The following is a 17,229-nucleotide window of genomic DNA, read 5'->3' on the forward strand; positions in this document are numbered from 1 at the left end:
AAAAACAATCGAGCCCTTCACAGGGCTCGAATTACCGCTACCAATCAGGATCAGAAGCGGTAGTGAGAGAAGGCCTTGTTGGCTTCAGCCATACGGTGCACTTCTTCACGCTTCTTCATCGCCGAGCCACGACCTTCAGCCGCCTCGAGCAACTCACCGGCAAGGCGCTGAGCCATCGACTTCTCGGCACGCTTGCGAGCCGCTTCACGCAACCAGCGCATCGACAGCGCCATACGGCGGGAAGGACGAACTTCGACCGGAACCTGATAGTTTGCGCCACCAACACGACGGCTCTTGACTTCGACCACCGGCTTGACATTCGCCACTGCCGACGCGAAGACCTCCAGCGGATCCTTGCCGGCCTTGGTGGTGATGTGATCAAAGGCACCATAGACGATGCGTTCAGCAACCGACTTCTTGCCGGACTGCATGATCACGTTGATGAACTTGGAGACATCCTGCGAAGCGAACTTCGGATCCGGCAGGATTTCACGTTTGGGTACTTCACGACGACGCGGCATGACAACCTCTCGAAAATATTCTGGTGTCGACTATCAGGCTTTCTTCGGACGCTTGGCGCCGTACTTCGAGCGCGACTGCTTCCGATCCTTGACACCCTGAAGATCGAGGGAGCCACGAACGATGTGGTAACGCACACCAGGCAAATCCTTTACCCGGCCGCCACGAATCAGGACCACAGAGTGCTCCTGAAGATTGTGACCTTCGCCGCCGATATAGGAAATGACCTCAAAACCGTTGGTCAGACGAACCTTGGCTACCTTACGCAGCGCCGAGTTCGGCTTCTTCGGAGTGGTCGTGTAAACACGAGTACAAACACCACGCTTTTGCGGGCAGGCCTCGAGCGCAGGCACCTTGCTCTTGGTCACTTCCAGCTGACGCGGCTTGCGAACGAGCTGATTGATTGTTGGCATAGCTTGAGAATTCCCAAAAAACCGAGGCAGCCCACCACGGGCCGCCTCGGGCGGTTTATTCCGGCTGCGACCGACTACGATTGGTCGGTCCACAAAAAGAGGCCGGAGTTTAGTCCGAGACTACAAAAGAAGTCAACTGGCTTCAGTGTCGTGATGCACTTCTGCGACAGTTTCCTCCGGCAACCAGGCATGACCCGATCCAAGATCCTCGCCGGCGGCCTGGGCGCGGCGACTGCGGTGATACGCCAGACCGGTGCCCGCAGGGATCAGGCGGCCGACAATCACGTTTTCCTTCAGGCCGCGCAATTCATCGCGCTTGCCCATGATGGCGGCTTCCGTCAGCACGCGGGTTGTTTCCTGGAACGAAGCCGCCGAGATGAACGAGTCGGTCGACAACGATGCTTTGGTAATACCCAGCAGCACGTTTTCATACTGTGCCGGCAACTTGCCTTCAGCCTCCAGACGGTCATTTTCGTCCAGAACTTCAGAACGCTCGACCTGCTCCTCTCGAATGAAACGCGAATCGCCCGAATCGGTGATCACCACACGACGCAACATCTGGCGGACGATCACCTCGATGTGCTTGTCGTTGATCTTCACACCCTGAAGACGATACACGTCCTGGACTTCGTCGATGATGTAACGTGCCAGTTCGTTGATGCCCTGCAAACGCAGGATATCGTGCGGATCGGCCGGACCATCGACGATGAGTTCGCCCTTGTTCACCACCTGACCATCGTGCACCATCAGGTGTTTGTCCTTCGGGATCAGGAACTCGTGCACCGTACCGTCGGGCTCGGTGATCACCAGACGCTGCTTGCCCTTGGTGTCCTTGCCGAACGAAACCGTACCGGTGTACTCGGCGAGCAGACCGGCATCCTTCGGCGAGCGGGCTTCGAATAGCTCGGCAACACGCGGCAGACCACCGGTAATGTCACGGGTCTTGGCGGACTCTTGCGGGATACGTGCGAGCACGTCACCCACGCTGACCTGCTGGCCGTCCTTCACGGTGATCAGCGAACCAACCTGGAAGGTGATGGTTACCGCATGGTCCGTCCCGGCAATGCGCACCTCCTCCCCGCTCTCATCGAGCAGTTTCACCTGCGGGCGCACACCCTTGGCGGTGCCCGTCGACGACCGCCGCTTGGAGTCAATGACAACCAGCGTGGACAAGCCGGTGACTTCGTCGATCTGCTTCGCAACCGTTGCACCCTCTTCCACGTTCTCGAACTTCACCGTACCGGCGTATTCGGTCACGATCGGACGGGTATGCGGATCCCACGTTGCGAGTTGAGCGCCGGCTTTGACGGGTGCGCCATCATCCACCAGCAGCATCGCACCGTAGGGCAGTTTGTGACGCTCACGCTCACGACCCATTTCATCCGCAACCACGACCTCGGCCGAACGGGCAATGACGACCTTCTCACCCTTTGCACTCGACACATAGCGCATGTTGCCGGCAAAACGGATAGTACCCGTCGACTTTGCCTCGACACCGCTGGCCGACGCTGCTCGCGAAGCCGCACCGCCGACGTGGAAAGTCCGCATCGTCAACTGCGTGCCCGGCTCACCGATCGACTGCGCAGCAATGACACCAACTGCCTCGCCCGAGTTGACCATCGAACCACGCCCGAGGTCGCGCCCATAACACTTGGCGCACAGACCATAACGCGTTTCGCAGGTCAGCGGGGTACGGACCTTGACTTCATCGACGCCAAGACTTTCGATCAGGTCGACGGCATCCTCATCAAGCAAGGATCCGGCTTCGATCGCCGTCTCCTGCGTATCAGGGTTGACCACGTCTTCGGCACAGACACGGCCCAGAATACGCTCACGCAGCGGCTCAACCACTTCACCGCCTTCGATCAGGGCCTTCATATTGAAGCCTTCACGCGTGCCGCAGTCGTCCTCGATAACCACCAGATCCTGGGTGACGTCGACCAGACGACGCGTCAGGTATCCGGAGTTCGCGGTCTTCAGCGCGGTATCGGCCAGACCCTTACGAGCACCGTGCGTCGAGATGAAGTACTGCAGAACGTTCAGACCTTCACGGAAGTTCGTGGTGATCGGCGTCTCAATGATCGAGCCGTCCGGCTTGGCCATCAGGCCGCGCATCCCGGCCAGCTGGCGAATCTGCGCTGCAGAACCCCGCGCACCCGAATCCGCCATCATGTAGATGGAGTTGAACGCCTCCTGCTTGACCGTCTTGCCTTCGCGGTCCACCACCTCTTCCTGGCCGAGCTGCTCCATCATCGCCTTGGCTACCTGGTCACCGCAGCGACCCCAGATATCCACGACCTTGTTGTAGCGCTCACCATCGGTCACCAGACCCGAGGTGTATTGCTGGGCGATTTCCTTCACTTCCGATTCAGCCGCGCGGATCAGGTCTTCCTTGAGCTTCGGCACCAGCATGTCCTTGACCGCGATCGAGATACCGGCGCGGGTTGCAAGACGGTAGCCGAACTGCATCAGCTGGTCAGCGAAGATCACCGTTGCGCGCAATCCGCAGCGACGGAACGAGGCGTTGATCAGCTTGGAGATTTCCTTCTTCTTCAGCGGCTTGTCGATAACGCTGAAGGGAAGGCCGGCAGGCAGGATCTCAGACAGGATGGCGCGACCGGCAGTCGTGTCATAACGCTTGATGTGTTCGATACGCTCACCGTCCGGACCCAGCTCAGCTTCTTTCAGACGTACGGTGACACGCGCATGCAGCGAGATCTGGCCGGATTCATAGGCGCGCTTGACTTCACCAACGTCGGCAAACAGCATGCCCTCGCCCGGCACGTTGATACCTTCGCGGGTCGCATAATATAGACCCAGAACGATATCCTGCGACGGCACGATGATGGGTTCGCCGTTGGCGGGCGAAAGCACGTTATTGGAGGCCAGCATCAGCGTGCGGGCTTCCATCTGCGCCTCGAGCGACAGCGGTACGTGGACCGCCATCTGATCGCCGTCGAAGTCGGCGTTGAACGCAACGCAGACCAGCGGATGCAGCTGAATGGCCTTGCCTTCGATCAGCACCGGCTCGAACGACTGAATACCCAGACGGTGCAGCGTGGGCGCACGGTTCAGCATGACCGGATGCTCGCGGATGACATCCTCGAGGATGTCCCACACCACCGGCTCCTGCGCCTCGACCATCTTCTTCGCCTGCTTGATCGTGGTCGCGAGACCCAGCAACTCGAGCTTGTTGAAGATGAAGGGCTTGAACAACTCGAGCGCCATCAGCTTCGGCAACCCGCACTGATGCAGCTTGAGCTGAGGACCAACGGTAATCACCGAACGACCGGAGTAGTCGACGCGCTTACCCAGCAGGTTCTGACGGAAACGACCGCCCTTGCCCTTGATCATGTCCGCGAGCGACTTCAACGGGCGCTTGTTGGCACCCGTCATCGCCTTGCCACGGCGACCGTTATCGAGCAGTGAGTCGACAGCTTCCTGCAGCATGCGCTTTTCGTTGCGCACGATGATGTCCGGCGCCTTCAGTTCGAGCAGCCGCTTCAGTCGGTTGTTACGGTTGATGACTCGACGGTACAGATCGTTCAAGTCGGAGGTCGCGAAACGACCGCCATCCAGCGGCACTAGGGGACGCAGGTCCGGCGGCAGTACCGGCAGCACTTCCAGAATCATCCACTCCGGCTTGATGCCGGACTGCTGGAAGGCCTCGAGCACCTTAAGACGCTTCGAGTACTTCTTGATCTTGGCTTCGGAACCCGTGGTTTCCAGATCCGAACGCAGCTTTTCGATTTCGAGGCTGACATCGAGCGTACGCAGCAACTCGCCGATACCCTCTGCGCCCATCACTGCATCGAAATCGTCACCGTACTCCTCGACCTTGGCGAGGTAGTCATCTTCGGTCAGCAACTGCGCACGGTTGAGCGGGGTCATGCCCGGCTCGACGACGACGAAGGCTTCGAAGTACAGCACGCGTTCGATGTCGCGCAGGGTCATGTCGAGCACCATGCCGAGACGGCTCGGCAGGCTCTTCAGGAACCAGATGTGGGCAACCGGCGAAGCGAGTTCGATGTGTCCCATGCGCTCGCGGCGCACCTTGGACAGGGTCACCTCGACGCCGCACTTCTCGCAGATCACACCGCGGTGCTTGAGACGCTTGTATTTGCCGCACAGGCACTCGTAATCCTTGACCGGGCCAAAGATCTTGGCGCAGAACAAGCCATCACGCTCAGGTTTGAACGTACGGTAGTTGATGGTCTCGGGCTTCTTGACTTCGCCATAGGACCACGACCGAATCTTGTCGGGCGAGGCGAGGCCAATCGTGATGGCTTCGAACTCTTCCTCATTCGGCAGGGTTTGCTTGAACAGGTCAGCGAGCAGGCTTTTCATGTATCACTCCATCCAGGGACTTGCGGATCGCGCAAAGTCGCCGGTTCAACCGCGGTCCAGATCGATGTCGATCGCCAGGGAACGAATTTCCTTCACCAGCACGTTGAAGGACTCCGGCATGCCGGAATCGATCTTGTGCTCACCCTTCACGATGTTCTCGTACACCTTGGTCCGGCCGGTCACGTCATCGGACTTGACCGTCAGCATTTCCTGCAGGGTGTAGGCAGCGCCGTAGGCCTCAAGCGCCCACACTTCCATTTCACCGAAACGCTGACCACCGAACTGAGCCTTACCGCCCAACGGCTGCTGGGTCACCAGCGAGTACGGCCCTGTAGAACGTGCATGCATCTTGTCATCAACAAGGTGGTGCAGCTTGAGCACATGCTTGTAGCCTACGGTCACCTTACGCTCGAAGGCCTCGCCAGTACGACCATCGAAAAGGGTCACCTGACCACCAACCGGCAGGCCGGCCAGTTCGAGCATCTTCTGGATTTCTTCTTCCTTGGCGCCATCGAACACCGGGGTGGCGAAGGGCACGCCCTTGACCAGATTCCTCGCCAGCTCGACCACATCACCGTCGTCCAGCTGATCGATATCTTCCGGCTTGCCGCTGCCGTTGTAGATCTCCTCGATGAAACCACGGATCTCCGCTGCGGCGGCGTTTGCGCGCAACATGTTGTCGATCTTCTGACCCAGGCCCTTTGCTGCCCAGCCCAGGTGGGTTTCAAGAATCTGGCCGATGTTCATCCGTGACGGCACGCCGAGCGGATTCAGCACGATGTCGACCGGAGTACCGTTGGCCATGTAAGGCATGTCTTCAACCGGAACGATCTTCGATACCACACCCTTGTTACCGTGGCGGCCGGCCATCTTGTCGCCCGGTTGCAGACGACGCTTGACGGCAAGGTACACCTTGACCATCTTCTGCACACCCGGCGGCAGTTCGTCGCCCTGCGTCAGCTTGCGCTTCTTGATCTCGAACGCCTGATCGAAATCCTTGCGGGTATTCTCAAGACCCTCACGGATCGCCTCAAGCTGGATCGCCAGGTTCTCGTCTGCCAGACGAATGTCGAACCAGTGATAGTTCTCCAGCGTCTCCAGGTACTCCACGGTGATCTCGGCGCCCTTGGCAAGCTTCTTCGGGCCGCCATTGGCCTTCTGACCAACGATCATGCGCTGCATACGGGCGAATGCATCACGCTCGACGATACGCATCTGGTCTGCCAGATCGGTCTTGAACGAGCGCAACTGGTCATCGATGATCGACTGCGCACGCTTGTCCCGTTCGATGCCTTCGCGGGTAAATACCTGCACGTCGATGACGGTACCGGTCATGCCTGACGGCACGCGCAAGGAGGTGTCCTTCACATCGGACGCCTTCTCGCCAAAAATCGCGCGCAGCAGCTTTTCTTCCGGAGTCAGCTGGGTTTCACCCTTCGGTGTGACCTTGCCGACCAGCACATCGCCGGCCTCGACTTCGGCACCAATATAAACAATGCCCGACTCATCCAGACGACCCAGTTGCGCTTCACCCAGCGACGCGATATCGCGAGTGATTTCCTCTGGTCCGAGCTTGGTATCACGCGCGACAACGGTCAGTTCCTCGACGTGGATCGAGGTGAAACGGTCGTCCGCGACCACGCGTTCAGAGATCAGGATCGAGTCTTCGAAGTTGTAGCCGTTCCAGGGCATGAACGCGACCAGCATGTTCTGCCCAAGCGCAAGCTCGCCGAGGTCAGTGGATGCGCCGTCAGCGATCACGTCGCCACGGGCAATCTTGTCACCCACCTTGACCACCGGCCGCTGGTTGATGTTGGTATTCTGGTTGGACCGGGTGTACTTGATCATGTTGTAGATGTCGACACCGACGTCACCCGCCTGTGCTTCATCATCATTTACCCGAATCACGATACGCTGTGCATCGACATAATCGACGATACCGCCACGCGTGGCTTGCACGGCCGTTCCCGAGTCCACCGCCACGGTACGCTCGATACCGGTACCGACCAGCGGCTTCTCCGGACGCAGGCAAGGCACCGCCTGACGCTGCATGTTCGCACCCATCAATGCACGGTTCGCGTCGTCGTGTTCGAGGAACGGAATCAGCGAAGCGGCAACCGACACGATCTGACCAGGCGCCACGTCCATGTATTGGACCTGATCAGCGGTGACCAGCGCGAATTCGCCCTTGTGACGGCAGGACACCAGGTCACCCACCAAGGCACCCTCTGCATCGACTTCGGCATTGGCCTGTGCGATGACGTACTGCCCTTCTTCAATCGCGGACAGATAGTCGATCTGATCCGTGACCTTGCTGTCGATCACCTTACGGTAAGGCGTCTCGAGGAAACCATGACGATTGGTACGGGCGTAAACTGCAAGCGAGTTGATCAGACCGATGTTCGGACCTTCCGGGGTCTCGATCGGGCATACACGACCGTAGTGCGTCGGATGAACGTCGCGAACCTCGAAGCCCGCACGTTCACGCGTCAGACCGCCTGGCCCCAGCGCAGAGACACGACGCTTGTGGGTGATTTCGGACAGCGGATTGGTCTGGTCCATGAACTGCGACAGCTGACTGGAACCAAAGAATTCCTTGATCGCCGCAGAAATGGGCTTGGCGTTGATCAGATCGTGTGGCATCAGGTTGTCCGACTCGGCCTGTGACAAACGCTCCTTGACTGCACGCTCGACACGCACCAGACCGGCGCGGAACTGATTCTCCGCCAGTTCGCCAACCGAACGCACACGACGGTTACCGAGGTGATCGATATCGTCAATCTCGCCACGTCCGTTGCGCAACTCAACCAGCACGCCAACAACCGCCAGGATGTCCTCATTGGACAAGACGCCGGCACCTTCTTCACCCCGTGGGCCAACTGCATCATAGAAACGCTTGAGCCAGTCCGGCGTACGCTCGTCGATCTTTTCCGGGTATGCACGACGATTGAACTTCATGCGACCGACGGTGGACAGGTCGTAGCGCTCCTCGGCGTAGAACAAGCCCTGGAACAAGGCCTCTACTGCATCCTCGGTTGGTGGTTCGCCCGGACGCATCATGCGATAGATTGCGACCTTTGCCGTCCACGCATCAACCGTTTCATCCACTCGCAGCGTCTGGGAAATGTAGGCACCGCGATCCAGATCGTTGACATACAGCGTCTGCAGATCGACGACACCCGCGTCACGCAGCTTATCCAGAAGGTCTTCAGTGATTTCGTCGTTGGCACGCGCGACGAGTTCGCCCGTTTCCGGATCAACGACATTACGTGCGATCACCCGGCCGAGCAGGAAATCGTCCGGTACCGACATGGTCTTGACACCGGCCTGATCAAGCTCGCGAATATGCTTCGCAGTGATCCGCTTGTCGCGGGCAACGATGAGCTTTCCATCCGGTGTGGTGATGTCGAAACGGGCGACTTCGCCACGCAGGCGATCAGGCACCAACTCGAAGTGTGCGCCCTCGGCAGACAGGTGGAAGGCGTCGAAATCGTGGAAGGTCGCGAGAATTTCTTCCGGCGACATGCCGATGGCACGCAACAGAATGGTGACCGGCATCTTGCGGCGACGGTCAACGCGGAAATAGAGATGATCTTTAGGATCGAACTCGAAATCCAGCCAGGAACCGCGGTAAGGAATGATCCGCGCCGAAAACAACAGCTTGCCGGAAGAATGGGTCTTGCCACGGTCATGCTCGAAGAACACACCCGGCGAGCGGTGCAACTGCGACACGATGACGCGCTCGGTGCCGTTGATGACGAAGGAACCCGTATTCGTCATGAGCGGAATCTCGCCCATGTAGACTTCCTGCTCCTTGACCTCCTTGATGGTCTCCTTCGGAGCCTCGCGATCCATGATGACAAGGCGCACACGCGCGCGCAACGGCGATGCGAAGGTCAGGCCGCGCTGTTGACATTCCTTCACATCGAAGGCGGGCTCGCCCAGCATGTACTGGACAAACTCGAGCCGGGCATTGCCACTATGGCTCGAAATCGGGAAGATCGAGGTGAAGGCTGCCTGCAGGCCATTATTGATGCGCCTTTCGGGCAGGGTTTCCGCTTGCAGGAAAGCCGCAAACGACTCGATCTGGGTGGCGAGCAGGAAAGGCGCATCGAGCACGGCCGCGCGCTTGGCGAAGCTCTTGCGGATACGCTTTTTCTCAGTGTAGGAATACGCCATGGATGCTCCGGCTAGAGGTCGAACGTCGGGAAGACAGAACACAGCGCCCACATTCGGGCACTATTGACACCATAATCCACCGAAAATTCGGGGACGCTTTGTTCTGGCCTCGTACTTGAATAGAAAGCACGAAAGGGCTGGCGCTCATGACGAGCACCAGCCCCGAGGCGAAAGCGAGAATTACTTGATCTCGACCTTGGCGCCAGCGTCTTCCAGTTGCTTCTTCAGCGCGTCGGCGTCAGCCTTCGACACGCCTTCCTTCACGGCCTTCGGTGCGCCGTCCACGACGTCCTTGGCTTCCTTCAGGCCCAGACCGGTAGCGGCACGGACAACCTTGATGACTTCAACCTTCTTGTCGCCGGCGGCGGTCAGGATAACGTCGAACTCGGTCTTCTCTTCCACCACGGCAGCGGCAGCGCCAGCGCCCGGAGCAGCCACAGCCATCGCGGCAGCGGAAACACCAAACTTCTCTTCGAACGCCTTGACCAGGTCGTTCAGTTCCATAACGGTCATCGAACCAACGGCTTCGAGGATGTCGTCTTTGCTGATTGCCATTTCAAATTACTCCAAAATCCAAACTTTGTAGAAAACAGTAGTGTTGGTCGATCAGGCAGCTGCGCCTTCTTCCTCGCGCTTCTTGGCGAGGGCGGCGAGCGCCACGGCAAAGCCGGAGACCGGTGCCTGCATGACGCCCAGCAGGCGAGCAAGCAGCTCTTCGCGACTGGGAATGGACGCCAACGCCTGCACACCAGCCTTGTCGAGCGTCTTGCCCGCATAGGAACCGGCCTTCAGCACCAGCTTGTCATTGCCCTTGGCGAAATCGTTCAACACCTTGGCGGCGGCAACCGGATCTTCCGAGATACCGTAAATCAGCGGGCCAACAAGTTGGTCGCCAAGGTCGGCAAACGGGGTATCGGCGATCGCACGACGTACCAGGGTGTTCTTCAGCACACGAAGATAAACGCCAGACTCACGGGCCTTGGCACGCAGCGCAGTGAGATCACCCACTGCGATTCCGCGGTACTCGGCCACCGCGATTGTCTGGGCGCTGGCAACTTGTGCCGACACCTCAGCCACTACGGCTTTCTTGTCATCGAGATTGAGACCCACAGGCCTTTCCTCCTTTCAAGTCAACACGCGCTTCACTTGGGGTGAAACGCACCCACGGCGACCTGGATCAGGAGTAGGGCTGAAAACAGCCTGAATCCTGTTCTGAGCACACCGTCTGCGCAGGCCATCCCGAAGGACGATTAAACAATGGCCGAAGCCCTGCACCTGCGGTCTTTGACGATCCGCCCGACACCGAATGCCGGACGGCTCAAAGTTCTTTTTACCTGACGCGCTTAAGCGGCGGTCGAGGTTTCGACGCGAACACCGGCACCCATGGTGCTCGACACCGCGATGCGGCGCAGATACACGCCCTTGGCAGCAGCCGGACGGGCCTTGACCAACGCCTCGACGAAAGCATTCAAGTTCTGCTGCAGCGCATCAACACCGAACGACGCCCGTCCGATGGTTGCATGCACCAGACCACCCTTGTCGGTACGATATTGCACCTGACCGGCTTTGGCATTCTTGACCGCGGTAGTGACATCCATGGTCACGGTACCAACCTTCGGGTTCGGCATCAGGCCACGAGGACCGAGGATCTGGCCCAGCTGACCCACCACACGCATTGCGTCAGGCGTCGCGATACACAGGTCGAAGTCAATCGTGCCGCCCTTGACCTGCTCGGCGAGATCATCGAAACCAACAACGTCAGCACCTGCCGCACGCGCAGCTTCAGCCTTCTCGCCCTGAGCGAACACAGCCACACGCACCGACTTGCCGGTACCGGCGGGCAGCACCACAGAACCACGCACGACTTGATCCGACTTGCGTGCATCCACACCCAGGTTGATGGCGACGTCGATCGACTCATCAAACTTGGCAGTCGCGCATTCCTTCACCAGCGCCAGCGCTTCAGCAACGGGATAAATCTTATTGCGGTCGACCTTGGCACGCAGGGCCTGAACTCGCTTCGAAATCTTCGCCATGATTACAGGCCCTCCACGGTGATGCCCATGCTGCGAGCGGAACCAGCGATGGTGCGCACGGCAGCTTCCAGATCGGCAGCGGTCAGGTCGGGCATCTTGGTCTTGGCAATGTCTTCGACCTGGGCGCGGCTGATCGAACCCACCTTGTCGGTATGGGGCTTCGGCGAGCCTTTCTGGATCCCAGCAGCCTTCTTGATCAGAATGGTCGCCGGCGGCGTCTTCATGATGAAGGTGAAGCTCTTGTCCGCGAAAGCGGTGATCACCACCGGGATCGGCAGGCCGGGCTCAAGACCTTGGGTCTTGGCATTGAAGGCCTTGCAGAACTCCATGATATTCAGGCCGCGCTGACCAAGCGCCGGGCCGATCGGGGGGCTGGGATTGGCCTTGCCGGCCGGCACCTGCAGCTTGATGTAGCCAATGATTTTCTTTGCCATTTAGGCTTACTCCTGTATTGAGTGATAGCGCGCCAACCACAAGGCGCTCCTCGTGTTGCCCAAGTAAACGGGCTATAGCGGGCGCAAAGCGCCCGCTTTTTTACTCAGGTCTTTTCGACTTGAGCAAAATCCAGCTCTACCGGCGTCGCACGACCAAAGATCGTTACCGACACCCGCAGCTTGCTTTTCTCGTAGTTCACATCTTCAACGGAACCATGGAAATCGGTAAACGGACCTTCCTTGACCCGAACCACTTCGCCCGTTTCGAACAAGACCTTCGGACGAGGCTTATCCACCCCTTCCTGCATCTGCTGCATGATCTTCTCGACTTCTTTTTCCGAAATCGGCGAAGGCTTGGTCGCGGTGCCACCGACAAACCCAGTGACCTTTGGAGTGGACTTCACCAGATGCCAGGATTCGTCGTTCATTTCCATTTCCACCAGCACATAGCCAGGGAAAAACTTGCGTTCCGTGATGCTTTTCTGACCGCCCTTCATTTCGATGACTTCTTCGACTGGCACCAGAATCTGCCCAAAGGCATCCTGCATGCCAGCACGATTGACGCGATCGATCAGAGCGCGCTGCACCGACTTCTCGAAACCCGAGTAAGCGTGCACCACATACCAGCGCTTTGTCATGTTCATTTCCAGCCCAGAACGAGGTCGTAAAGCACCCATTCCAGACTCTTGTCGGTCAACCAGAGGAAAATCGCCATCACCACGACGAAGGCGAACACAATACCGGTCGTCTGTACGGTCTCTTTTCGACTCGGCCACACCACCTTCTTGGTTTCAGTGACCGACTCACGAGCAAACTCGACAAAACGACGACCAGGCTCGGACTGCCAGGCAACCGCAAGACCCGCACCCAGACCTGCGAGCACACTCAATACACGTAGCACGAGCGCCTGCTCGGACAGCAGGTAAAAGCCGACCACGCCGGCCGCAACCAGTGCCAGAGCCAGCGCGAACTTCAACTTATCGGCCATCGAGGCAATGACTTCCGAAAAAATGTGGCAGGGGCAGAGGGAATCGAACCCCCAACCTTCGGTTTTGGAGACCGACGCTCTGCCAGTTGAGCTATACCCCTGCAGCAGAGACTACAAAGCGCACCTTTTCAGGCGCGCTCCATATCGATCAATCGCTACTGCGATTACTCGATGATCTTGGCGACGACGCCGGCACCAACGGTGCGACCACCTTCACGGATGGCGAAACGCAGACCTTCTTCCATGGCGATCGGAGCGATCAGCTTGACAGTGATCGACACGTTGTCACCCGGCATGACCATCTCTGTGCCTTCCGGCAGCGTGATCGCACCCGTCACATCCGTCGTACGGAAGTAGAACTGCGGACGGTAGTTGGCGAAGAACGGCGTGTGACGGCCACCCTCTTCCTTCGACAGCACATACACCTCACCCGTGAAGTGGGTGTGCGGCTTGATCGAACCCGGCTTGCACAGCACCTGGCCGCGCTCGACGTCTTCACGCTTGGTGCCGCGCAGCAGCACGCCCACGTTGTCGCCAGCCTGACCCTGATCCAGCAGCTTGCGGAACATTTCCACGCCGGTGCAGGTGGTCTTGACCGTCGCCTTGATGCCGACAATCTCGATTTCCTCACCAACCTTGACCACGCCACGCTCGACACGACCGGTCACCACGGTGCCACGACCCGAGATCGAGAACACGTCTTCGATCGGCAGCAGGAAAGGGCGATCGATGGCGCGCTCAGGCGTCGGAATGTAGCTGTCCAGCGCATCAGCCAGACGGAAGATCGCCGGCTCACCGATGTCGGACTGGTCGCCTTCGAGCGCCTTCAGTGCCGAACCCTTGACGATGGGCACATCGTCACCCGGAAAGTCATACTTCGACAGCAGCTCACGCACTTCCATCTCGACGAGCTCGAGCAGCTCTTCGTCATCGACCATGTCGCACTTGTTCAGGAACACGATGATGTACGGAACACCCACCTGACGAGCCAGCAGGATGTGCTCGCGAGTCTGCGGCATCGGGCCGTCAGCAGCCGAACACACCAGGATCGCGCCATCCATCTGCGCCGCACCGGTAATCATGTTCTTGACGTAGTCAGCGTGACCCGGGCAATCAACGTGCGCATAGTGACGCGCTGCGGTCTCGTATTCGACGTGCGCGGTGTTGATGGTGATACCACGCGCCTTTTCTTCCGGCGCCGCATCGATCTGGTCATAGGCCTTCGCCTCGCCACCGAACTTCTTCGACAGAATCGTCGTGATCGCTGCCGTCAGCGTGGTCTTGCCGTGGTCAACGTGGCCAATCGTGCCAACGTTTACGTGCGGCTTCGTACGTTCAAACTTACCCTTAGCCATATCGACACCCTTTAATCAGAATCAGAATTTTAGAACCGATGACTCCGACACCGTCACACAGGACGAGGCAGATGGAAGTGGTGCCCTTGACGTGGATTGAACACGTGGCCTCTCCCTTACCAAGGGAGTGCTCTACCACTGAGCTACAAGGGCGCCGAAACCGGCACTACTTAAAGCTGGAGCGGGTGAAGGGAATCGAACCCTCGTCATAAGCTTGGAAGGCTTCTGCTCTACCATTGAGCTACACCCGCGCACTTCAAACGATCTTCAGCCGATTCACTACTACCGCTACTGGTGCTGCAAAACCACAGCACCTAATGTGCTTCCAAGCGCGAAGCCCCGCACTATAGAGGTCAACATCGGACCTGTCAAACGTTTTCGAAAAAATCTTCAGAACTTCGAACAGAGGCCTTAGCTGATCGCAGCCAGGCAAGTTTGACGCCCACCGCGCTCACGCCAGAGAATGCTGCGCTGCCAACCCGATATGCACTGATGCCCCCCTTCGATACGCTCGCCACCTTCCTGGCCATTTCCGTGCTGATTACACTCAGCCCAGGCCCTGACAACCTGATGGTGTTGAGCTACGGCCTTTCTGGCGGACGACGCTCAGCACTGGGCATCGCCTGCGGGTGCGCCCTGGGCTGCTTTACCCATACACTTTGGGCCAGCCTGGGGGTCAGCGCCGCATTGGCGGCCCAGCCGACCCTGCTGACCCTGTTGAAGGTGACTGGCGCCGCCTATCTGGCATGGCTGGGCATTCAGGCGCTGTGCAATGCGCGTGTCGCTCAAGTACATTCACATTCAATCGCACAGTCAGCACAGACTTGGGGAACCCACGTACGCCGGGGCTTCGTCGCCAACGCAATCAACCCCAAGGTGGCGTTGTTCTTTCTCGCTTTCCTGCCCCAGTTCACTCAGCAGGGCGATACGCAGATCAGCCTGCAACTCATTGCCCTCGGCACCCTGTTTTCGGTTCAAACACTGATCGTGTTTGGCGCCATCGCACTGCTGTCTGGCACGATCGGCGGATTACTCGCCCGCCACGAACATGCAAGCATCTGGCTTGACCGGATGACTGGCGGCCTGTTGCTCGCCCTTGCGCTGCGGCTCGCATTTGACCGCACCACACTCTGACACCGAGACGCATGATGAGACGCGCATCCACCACCCTTCCCGCTCCACCCACCGGACAAAGACATGACTGGCAGACCATCCGCCAACTCCTGCCTTTTGTCTGGGCGTACAAAGGTCGCGTATTGTTGGCGCTGGGCTGTCTGATCGCCGCAAAGGGCGCCAACGTCACCGTCCCGATTACGTTCAAGCATCTGATTGACGGCTTGTCGATCTCTAACGAGCAAGCCTTCATCGTGGTACCCGCAGCACTCCTGCTTGCTTACGGCGTGCTGCGATTCTCGACCTCGCTCTTCACTGAGCTGCGCGAAATCATTTTCGCCAGAGTGACGCAACAAGCCGTGCGCGAAATCACCTTGCGTCTTTTCAAGCACCTGCACCAACTCAGCCTGCGCTTTCATCTCGAGCGTCAGACCGGAGGCTTGACCCGCGACATCGAGCGCGGCACACGATCGATCGGCTCACTCATCAGCTACACGCTGTATTCGATCCTGCCCACCCTCATCGAGATCAGCCTCGTCATCGGCATCCTGCTTGTGCAGTACGACGCGGTGTTCGCCGTGATCACGCTGTGCACGCTGGCGATCTACATCACATTCACCGTGGTCGTCACCAACTGGCGCACCGCGCTGCGACGTCACGCCAACGAGCTCGACTCTGCCGCCAACGCACGCGCCATCGACAGCCTGCTGAACTTCGAGACGGTCAAGTACTTCAACAACGAAGCTTACGAAGCCCGTCGCTACGACGAACAACTGGGAAAGTGGACGCAGGCACAAGTCCGCAACCAGTATTCACTTTCTGCGCTGAATATCGGCCAGGCGGCCATCATCTCGGTTGGCGTCACACTAATGATGTGGCAGGCCGCGACGCGCGTCGCCTCGGGCGCGATGACACTGGGCGACATCGTGCTGGTCAATGCCTTCATGATCCAGCTCTACATCCCGCTGAACTTTCTTGGGGTGATCTACCGCGAGATCCGCCAGGCACTGACCGACATCGAGCGCATGTTCGGCCTGATGAATGAACACCAGGAGATTGCAGACGCTCCAGATGCGCATGTCCTGCCCACCGGCCCGGCATCGATCCGGTTCGACGCGGTCAACTTTGCCTATGACAACAAGCGCCCGATCCTTCACGACATCAACTTCACGGTCGAGGCTGGGCAGACTGTTGCGATCGTCGGCCACTCCGGCTCAGGCAAGTCGACGCTGGCCCGCCTGCTGTACCGCTTTTATGATGTCACGGGCGGCAGCATCCGTATCAATGGCCACGACCTCCGCCAGCTCACCCAGGACAGCCTGCGCAGTGCAATCGGCATCGTGCCGCAGGACACCGTGCTGTTCAACGACACCCTGCTCTACAACATCCAGTACGGGCGCCCGGACGCCAGCAAGGAGGAGGCAGAGGCTGCCGCCCGCGCCGCCCAACTGGAGGCCTTCATCCAGCAACTGCCAGACGGTTACGCAACCCGTGTCGGAGAGCGCGGACTGAAGTTATCGGGCGGTGAAAAGCAGCGCGTTGCCATTGCCCGTGCCTTACTGAAAGACCCGGCCATCCTGATCTTCGACGAGGCGACATCCGCACTGGACTCGAAAACAGAGAAAGCCATACAGGGGCAGATCGAACTCGCCGCCACCGGGCGAACAGCCCTGGTGATTGCTCACCGCCTATCAACGATCATGAATGCGGATCAGATCATCGTGATGGAGCACGGACGGATCATCGAGCGCGGCACTCACGAACAGCTGATCGCACAAAAAGGCGATTACGCCCAGATGTGGGAAAGCCAGCAGCAAAACGCACTCGACGCCGAAACATGATGCT

13 protein-coding genes and 3 tRNA genes are annotated in these 17,229 nt (G+C 58.9%); 2 read left to right on the forward strand and 14 right to left on the reverse strand.

All coding sequences use genetic code 11. The features are described 5' to 3' along the window. Positions 1-50 precede the first annotated feature (50 nt). The 14 genes from rpsG to DNK49_RS03505 form a co-directional block, all read right to left on the reverse strand. Entirely contained in the window at positions 51-521 is a 471-nt protein-coding gene (gene rpsG, locus DNK49_RS03440; RefSeq protein ID WP_110522886.1) for a 30S ribosomal protein S7, read from the reverse strand. A gap of 33 nt (positions 522-554) precedes the next feature. Continuing rightward, positions 555-932 carry a 30S ribosomal protein S12 gene (gene rpsL / locus DNK49_RS03445; RefSeq protein ID WP_015437589.1) on the reverse strand — a complete coding sequence of 126 codons (378 nt, stop codon included), beginning with the start codon at positions 930-932 and terminating at the stop codon, positions 555-557. A 132-nt stretch (positions 933-1,064) separates the two neighbouring features. Continuing rightward, positions 1,065-5,279, reverse strand: coding sequence for a DNA-directed RNA polymerase subunit beta' (gene rpoC / locus DNK49_RS03450; RefSeq protein WP_110522887.1), 4,215 nt, complete (start codon positions 5,277-5,279; stop codon positions 1,065-1,067). 45 nt (positions 5,280-5,324) lie between these two features. Beyond that, positions 5,325-9,458: a DNA-directed RNA polymerase subunit beta gene (gene rpoB, locus DNK49_RS03455; RefSeq protein WP_110522888.1), complete on the reverse strand. Its 4,134-nt coding sequence runs from the start codon at positions 9,456-9,458 to the stop codon at positions 5,325-5,327. A 180-nt stretch (positions 9,459-9,638) separates the two neighbouring features. Continuing rightward, positions 9,639-10,013: a 50S ribosomal protein L7/L12 gene (gene rplL / locus DNK49_RS03460; protein ID WP_110522889.1), complete on the reverse strand. Its 375-nt coding sequence runs from the start codon at positions 10,011-10,013 to the stop codon at positions 9,639-9,641. Positions 10,014-10,064: 51 nt separating this feature from the next. Further along, positions 10,065-10,568: a 50S ribosomal protein L10 gene (rplJ, locus tag DNK49_RS03465; protein WP_110522890.1), complete on the reverse strand. Its 504-nt coding sequence runs from the start codon at positions 10,566-10,568 to the stop codon at positions 10,065-10,067. A 233-nt stretch (positions 10,569-10,801) separates the two neighbouring features. Next, on the reverse strand, positions 10,802-11,494 hold the full coding sequence (rplA, locus tag DNK49_RS03470; RefSeq protein ID WP_110522891.1) for a 50S ribosomal protein L1: 693 nt from the start codon (positions 11,492-11,494) through the stop codon (positions 10,802-10,804). Positions 11,495-11,496: 2 nt separating this feature from the next. Next, the gene (gene rplK / locus DNK49_RS03475; RefSeq protein WP_110522892.1) at positions 11,497-11,928 is read right to left on the reverse strand and encodes a 50S ribosomal protein L11; all 432 of its coding nucleotides are present in this window, start codon (positions 11,926-11,928) and stop codon (positions 11,497-11,499) included. Between the two features lie 104 nt (positions 11,929-12,032). Continuing rightward, positions 12,033-12,566: a transcription termination/antitermination protein NusG gene (gene nusG / locus DNK49_RS03480; protein WP_110522893.1), complete on the reverse strand. Its 534-nt coding sequence runs from the start codon at positions 12,564-12,566 to the stop codon at positions 12,033-12,035. A gap of 2 nt (positions 12,567-12,568) precedes the next feature. Further along, complete coding sequence (secE, locus tag DNK49_RS03485) at positions 12,569-12,916, reverse strand: preprotein translocase subunit SecE (RefSeq protein WP_110522894.1); 348 nt, start codon at positions 12,914-12,916, stop codon at positions 12,569-12,571. A gap of 25 nt (positions 12,917-12,941) precedes the next feature. Further along, positions 12,942-13,017, reverse strand: a tRNA-Trp gene (locus DNK49_RS03490). Positions 13,018-13,080: 63 nt separating this feature from the next. After that, positions 13,081-14,271 (reverse strand): elongation factor Tu, encoded by a 1,191-nt coding sequence (gene tuf, locus DNK49_RS03495; protein WP_110522884.1) that lies wholly within the window; start codon positions 14,269-14,271, stop codon positions 13,081-13,083. Positions 14,272-14,349: 78 nt separating this feature from the next. Next, a tRNA-Thr gene (locus DNK49_RS03500) sits at positions 14,350-14,424 on the reverse strand. A gap of 24 nt (positions 14,425-14,448) precedes the next feature. Then, positions 14,449-14,522 (reverse strand) — tRNA-Gly (locus tag DNK49_RS03505). Between the two features lie 241 nt (positions 14,523-14,763). Between DNK49_RS03505 and DNK49_RS03510 the strand changes: the two genes are divergently transcribed. Continuing rightward, positions 14,764-15,405, forward strand: a complete 642-nt coding sequence (locus tag DNK49_RS03510; protein ID WP_110522895.1) for a LysE family translocator — start codon at positions 14,764-14,766, stop codon at positions 15,403-15,405. Between the two features lie 14 nt (positions 15,406-15,419). Then, positions 15,420-17,225, forward strand: coding sequence for an ABCB family ABC transporter ATP-binding protein/permease (locus tag DNK49_RS03515; RefSeq protein ID WP_110522896.1), 1,806 nt, complete (start codon positions 15,420-15,422; stop codon positions 17,223-17,225). Positions 17,226-17,229 lie beyond the last annotated feature (4 nt).

The organism is Parazoarcus communis SWub3 = DSM 12120, assembly GCF_003226565.1.
Classification (GTDB): domain Bacteria; phylum Pseudomonadota; class Gammaproteobacteria; order Burkholderiales; family Rhodocyclaceae; genus Parazoarcus; species Parazoarcus communis.

Excerpts from the sequence above, each read along its gene's own strand:
- DNK49_RS03515 (WP_110522896.1), top strand. The coding sequence starts at position 15,420 with ATGAGACGCGCATCCACCACCCTTCCCGCTCCACCCACCGGACAAAGA.
- secE (WP_110522894.1), bottom strand. The coding sequence starts at position 12,916 with ATGGCCGATAAGTTGAAGTTCGCGCTGGCTCTGGCACTGGTTGCGGCC.
- rplA (WP_110522891.1), bottom strand. The coding sequence starts at position 11,494 with ATGGCGAAGATTTCGAAGCGAGTTCAGGCCCTGCGTGCCAAGGTCGAC.
- rpoC (WP_110522887.1), bottom strand. The coding sequence starts at position 5,279 with ATGAAAAGCCTGCTCGCTGACCTGTTCAAGCAAACCCTGCCGAATGAG.
- rpsG (WP_110522886.1), bottom strand. The coding sequence starts at position 521 with ATGCCGCGTCGTCGTGAAGTACCCAAACGTGAAATCCTGCCGGATCCG.
- rplK (WP_110522892.1), bottom strand. The coding sequence starts at position 11,928 with ATGGCAAAGAAAATCATTGGCTACATCAAGCTGCAGGTGCCGGCCGGC.
- nusG (WP_110522893.1), bottom strand. The coding sequence starts at position 12,566 with ATGACAAAGCGCTGGTATGTGGTGCACGCTTACTCGGGTTTCGAGAAG.
- rpsL (WP_015437589.1), bottom strand. The coding sequence starts at position 932 with ATGCCAACAATCAATCAGCTCGTTCGCAAGCCGCGTCAGCTGGAAGTG.
- rplL (WP_110522889.1), bottom strand. The coding sequence starts at position 10,013 with ATGGCAATCAGCAAAGACGACATCCTCGAAGCCGTTGGTTCGATGACC.
- tuf (WP_110522884.1), bottom strand. The coding sequence starts at position 14,271 with ATGGCTAAGGGTAAGTTTGAACGTACGAAGCCGCACGTAAACGTTGGC.
- rpoB (WP_110522888.1), bottom strand. The coding sequence starts at position 9,458 with ATGGCGTATTCCTACACTGAGAAAAAGCGTATCCGCAAGAGCTTCGCC.
- DNK49_RS03510 (WP_110522895.1), top strand. The coding sequence starts at position 14,764 with ATGCCCCCCTTCGATACGCTCGCCACCTTCCTGGCCATTTCCGTGCTG.